4 protein-coding genes are annotated in these 4044 nt (G+C 70.6%); all 4 read right to left on the bottom strand.

Annotation, left to right across the window (positions count from 1 at the left end):
• Positions 1-108: 108 nt before the first annotated feature.
• On the bottom strand, positions 109-366 hold the full coding sequence (locus VIB55_RS10040) for a twin-arginine translocase TatA/TatE family subunit (RefSeq protein ID WP_331876519.1): 258 nt from the start codon (positions 364-366) through the stop codon (positions 109-111).
• 293 nt (positions 367-659) lie between these two features.
• Positions 660-1874, bottom strand: coding sequence for a polysaccharide deacetylase family protein (locus VIB55_RS10035; protein ID WP_331876518.1), 1215 nt, complete (start codon positions 1872-1874; stop codon positions 660-662).
• A gap of 115 nt (positions 1875-1989) precedes the next feature.
• The gene (locus VIB55_RS10030; RefSeq protein ID WP_331876517.1) at positions 1990-2598 is read right to left on the bottom strand and encodes a hypothetical protein; all 609 of its coding nucleotides are present in this window, start codon (positions 2596-2598) and stop codon (positions 1990-1992) included.
• 49 nt (positions 2599-2647) lie between these two features.
• Positions 2648-3469 (bottom strand): undecaprenyl-diphosphate phosphatase, encoded by an 822-nt coding sequence (locus VIB55_RS10025; protein WP_349263010.1) that lies wholly within the window; start codon positions 3467-3469, stop codon positions 2648-2650.
• Positions 3470-4044: the final 575 nt, after the last annotated feature.

Below are 4044 nucleotides of genomic sequence, written 5' to 3'. Positions count from 1 at the left end.
GTGCGATGGCCTGGGCCTCAGGATGACAGGCCGGGGGTGCACACACGAACGAGAAGCGGCCCCCGGCAACAGTGCCGGGGGCCGCTCGTCGCATTCCGCGCGCGTCGATCAGCCGACGCGGGTCGGCTCGCTCTCGACCGGCGTGGGAACGTGCGTGGCGGCCGGGGGCGGAGGCGGCGACTGCAGGTAGTTCTGCTGCGCGTTGGCCTGGATGCTCTCGTCGTCCAGCCCGTTCAGCGAGCGCTTGAAGTCGCGGATTCCCTTGCCCATGCCGCCGGCCAGCTCAGGCAGCCGCTTGGCGCCGAACAGAAGCAGCAGCACGCCGAAGATCAGTACCAGTTCGCCGAAACCAAGTCCGAAAGGCATGGGGAATCCTCCCTGTCGTCGAAAAAAAGAAAAGCGGAAGCCGCGGAGTACCTTCGTCGCACGGGCACCGTTCGCGTCCAGGACGCCGGTGCCGTATCGCCGCACCCAAGATAACCGCTTCCGCCGGGTCGGACAACCGCGCCGATCACGGTTCAGCCAATCCGGAAGTCCTTGTCGTCCACCGCCTTACAGATGCGCAGGCGAAACGGAGACGTGCGGGCGGCCCCGAACGCAAGCGCCCCCGGACGAAATCGCTATCGTCCGGGGGCCGCTCATGCACTCACGCACTCACCTCACCGCCCGGTCGTTCCCCCGGCGGCCGGCGCGGCGGGCTGCGCGCCGCCGGCGGCGGGAGCGGCCGCGGCGGGCGCGCCGGCCACCTCGCGCGGCGTGCGTCCGCCCAGCGCCGAGCGGTTCAGGTACTGCGCCATGGTCGCGGGATAGCTGATCGTCCGCGGGTCGCCGTCCGAGACGTAGCGGTGCGTGGGATCGGCCTCCCAGCGGCGCAGCTGCGCCTCCAGCGCGCCCGGCGCCACGATGAAGCGGTCCACCGAATGCGGGTCCCACCGCGTGTCCCAGGGCGTAACGCTCGGCCCGCCCGACACCTCGAGCACCACCTTGTTCTCGTAGCGCTTGCCGTTGCGGTACGTGCCCGCCCACGCCACCGGCTTGTTGCGCGGCCACATGCCCAGCGGCAGCGCGAAGGTCACGATGTCGTAGTCCTGCGGCAGGTACGCCTTGATGCTGTCCTCGCCGATGCCGATCCAGTCCTGCGCCTGCTGGTCGTTCGCCGCCTTGTCCAGCCGCGCGTGGTACAGGGTGTGGTTGCACACCTCGTGTCCGTCGCGGACGATCATCTCCATCTTCTTGCGGATGTTGGCCTCGCGCTGCTCCCGCGGCGTGTCGCGGTCCTTGGTCTCGCCGAAAAAGTTGGACGGATGACTCGCGGCCGGCAGGATGCACCACACCATTCCGCCCGGCCCCCATCCCGGGTTCTCGCGCTTGAACGACATCCACGACCCCATCATGGTGTTGGGGTCCACCTCGCCGTTGGCCGTCAGGTAGAACTGGCCGCGCGTGGCGTCGTCCATGGTGAAGACGACGGGCGTGGTGCCGCGGGGGATGTCGATGTTCCCCTCCAGCACCTGCCGCATGGTCACCGGGCGGTACCCCGCCTCGTACAGCGTGCGGATGTCCTTGCGGAAGTTCTCCAGCGTGCGGACGAACTCGCCCTCGGGGCTGCCGGTGCGGTGGTACTCCAGCACCATGATGCGGCCCAATTCGTTGGGCGGCAGCTGCGTCGTGGGGCCGGCGGGAAGGTTGTTGGCCGTCTGCCCGGGCTGCGCGCCCTGCGCCGCGCCGCTGTCGCCCGGCGCGGCGGCCGTGGCGCTGTCGTTGGCCTGCTCGCCGTCGCCCTCGCCCTTGCCGTCGCCGCCCCCGCAGGCGGCCAGCAGCACCAGCAGCGCCGCGGCGGCAGCCTTCTGCGCCCACTCCGATCGGTTCATCATCTGCACTGAGTATTCGGGATGCACGAACGCCCGCCGGGGCGGGTCCGCGGCACACGCGCGGAGTTTCCGGCCCCGTCAGGCGCAAGGTTCGTGCGCGGCCGGGCCGAGCGCGGCATCACTCGTCGGGCAGGCGCGGCAGCAGGTCGTCGGCCAGGCGGGCCAGGGCGCGCTGGTACACCATCCGCGCGCGCAGCTCCGGAAGGTCCAGCCGCTCCACGTAATGCGCCACGGCGCGGCTGGGGTCGGCGTGCTGGTGCTGCTCCATCAGGTCCACGAACTCCATGGCGAAGCGGATGTGCGCCGTCACCAGCGTTTCCTCGGCGCGCGCGGCGGCCAGCTCCAGCCACAGGCTTTCTTCGTCGCTGCGCTGCTTGTGGCGGCGGATGTAGCGGAGCGCGCCCATGGGCGTGGCGTAGCGCCAGTCCCATCCCCATCCCCGGTGCCCCTCGCGCGCCAGGTCTTCGCTCACCTCGCGCTCGTCCATCAGCGCCACCGCCCGCGTGCCGATGGGCTCGGCCTCGTCGCCGTCCAGCTCCATCGTCTCGATGTAGCGGTCGATGGCCTCGTCGAAGGGCATGCGCGGCGCCAGGATGGCCACCAGGTCCAGCGCCAGGTTGGCGTGCACGTCGATCAGCGCCTCGCGCGCGGCGGCCTCGGTGCGGTCCAGCTTGCGGGCCAGCTCGGCGGGGAGCCGCTGGGTGAACAGGGACGATACGCTGGGCATGAGGTCGGGTCCGGGCCGGGGGAGGAGAAAACGGGGTGCCGCGGCGGCCTCAGCCGCCCCGGGTGGTCCAGGCCATCGCGAGCAGCACCAGGCCCACGGCGATGCGGTACCAGGCGAACGGCACGAAGGTGTTGCTGGAGACGAAGCGAATCAAGGCCCGGATGACGACCATCGCCGCGATGAACGACACCACGAAGCCCACGGCGAACACCGGCGCGTCCGCCGCCGACAGCAGGTGGCGGCTCTTGAACAGGTCGAAGCCGCTGGCGGCCACCATCACGGGGATGGCCAGGAAGAACGAGAACTCGGTCGCGGCCAGGCGCGACATCCCCAGCGACAGGCCGCCCATGATGGTGGCGCCGGAGCGCGACACGCCCGGGACGAGCGAGAGCAGCTGCGCCAGCCCCACGCCCAGGGCGGTCGGCGGGCGGATGTCGTCCACGCTTTCCGTGGTCACCGCCCGCGTCTTGTGCCAGTGCTCCACCAGCAGGATGGCGATGCCGCCCAGCACCAGCGCGATCGCGACGATGGTGGTGTCGAATAGCACTTCCTTGATGAAGTCGCGCGCGAAGAAGCCCACCAGCGCCGCCGGGGCAAAGGCGATCAGCAGGTTGTAGATCAGCCGGCGGGCGTTGGGGTCGCGCGGCGCGGCGGCGAGCACGCCGAACACCTTCTGACGATACAGCCAGACGACGGCCAGGATGGCGCCCAGCTGGATGAAGACGTCGAAGGTCTCGTGGTTGGCGTACGAATCGAAGCCCAGCCACTTGCCGGCCAGGATCAGGTGCCCCGTCGACGACACGGGAATGAACTCCGTGGCTCCCTCGACCAGCCCCATGACGGCGGCCTTCAGCAACAGCATCACATCCATCCGATGTCCCTTCGTCCCGTTCCCGTTGTGCTGCGTCCCGGCCGTGCAGCGTGCATTCGGCTGGAGTGATCGGTCCTGCTCGGGGGGGCCCCTCCCCCGCCCCCTCCGCCGGCAAACCGCGCCGGGAGAGGGGAGAACTTCGCTCGGGGTTCGACCGGCTCCGGTGAATGCCGCGGGAGCCCCCTCCCCCCGGCCCCCGCTCCGCGGGGGAGGGGGAGACCTGCTGCCGGAACGATCTGAGATTGGCGCATGCTGAGGCCGCCCCCCTCTCCCGGCCTCTCCCCCATAAACCGCATGGGGGAGAGGAGAATTCGATTGCGCTCCGGCTGGCCTCACGCGCTCTACTGGCTCCCTTCCCCCGCGCAGTTTGCGGGGGAAGGGCTGGGGATGGGGGGCGCCGGCCCGAGCACCGGGCCTGCCTGGCCACACCGCAATCCCGAAGTGTACACCCTCTCCCGCTTGCGGGAGAGGGTGGCACGCGTGTCAGCGCGGCCGGGTGAGGGCCCCACGGCAGCCGAGGCCTCGGCTACGGCGACCGCTGCCGCGCCCGGGCTTCTACCTGCCCGCGGCTAGAT

The sequence above is a fragment of the Longimicrobium sp. genome (assembly GCF_036554565.1).
Taxonomy (GTDB): Bacteria; Gemmatimonadota; Gemmatimonadetes; order Longimicrobiales; family Longimicrobiaceae; genus Longimicrobium.
The sequence above is the reverse complement of the archived record's forward strand: the minus strand, read 5'-3'. Positions and strand labels throughout refer to the sequence as shown.

What these genes read in the sequence shown, in the direction of transcription:
- VIB55_RS10025 (WP_349263010.1), bottom strand. Translation starts at nt 3,469, where the DNA reads ATGGATGTGATGCTGTTGCTGAAGGCCGCCGTCATGGGGCTGGTCGAG.
- VIB55_RS10040 (WP_331876519.1), bottom strand. Translation starts at nt 366, where the DNA reads ATGCCTTTCGGACTTGGTTTCGGCGAACTGGTACTGATCTTCGGCGTG.
- VIB55_RS10035 (WP_331876518.1), bottom strand. Translation starts at nt 1,874, where the DNA reads ATGATGAACCGATCGGAGTGGGCGCAGAAGGCTGCCGCCGCGGCGCTG.
- VIB55_RS10030 (WP_331876517.1), bottom strand. Translation starts at nt 2,598, where the DNA reads ATGCCCAGCGTATCGTCCCTGTTCACCCAGCGGCTCCCCGCCGAGCTG.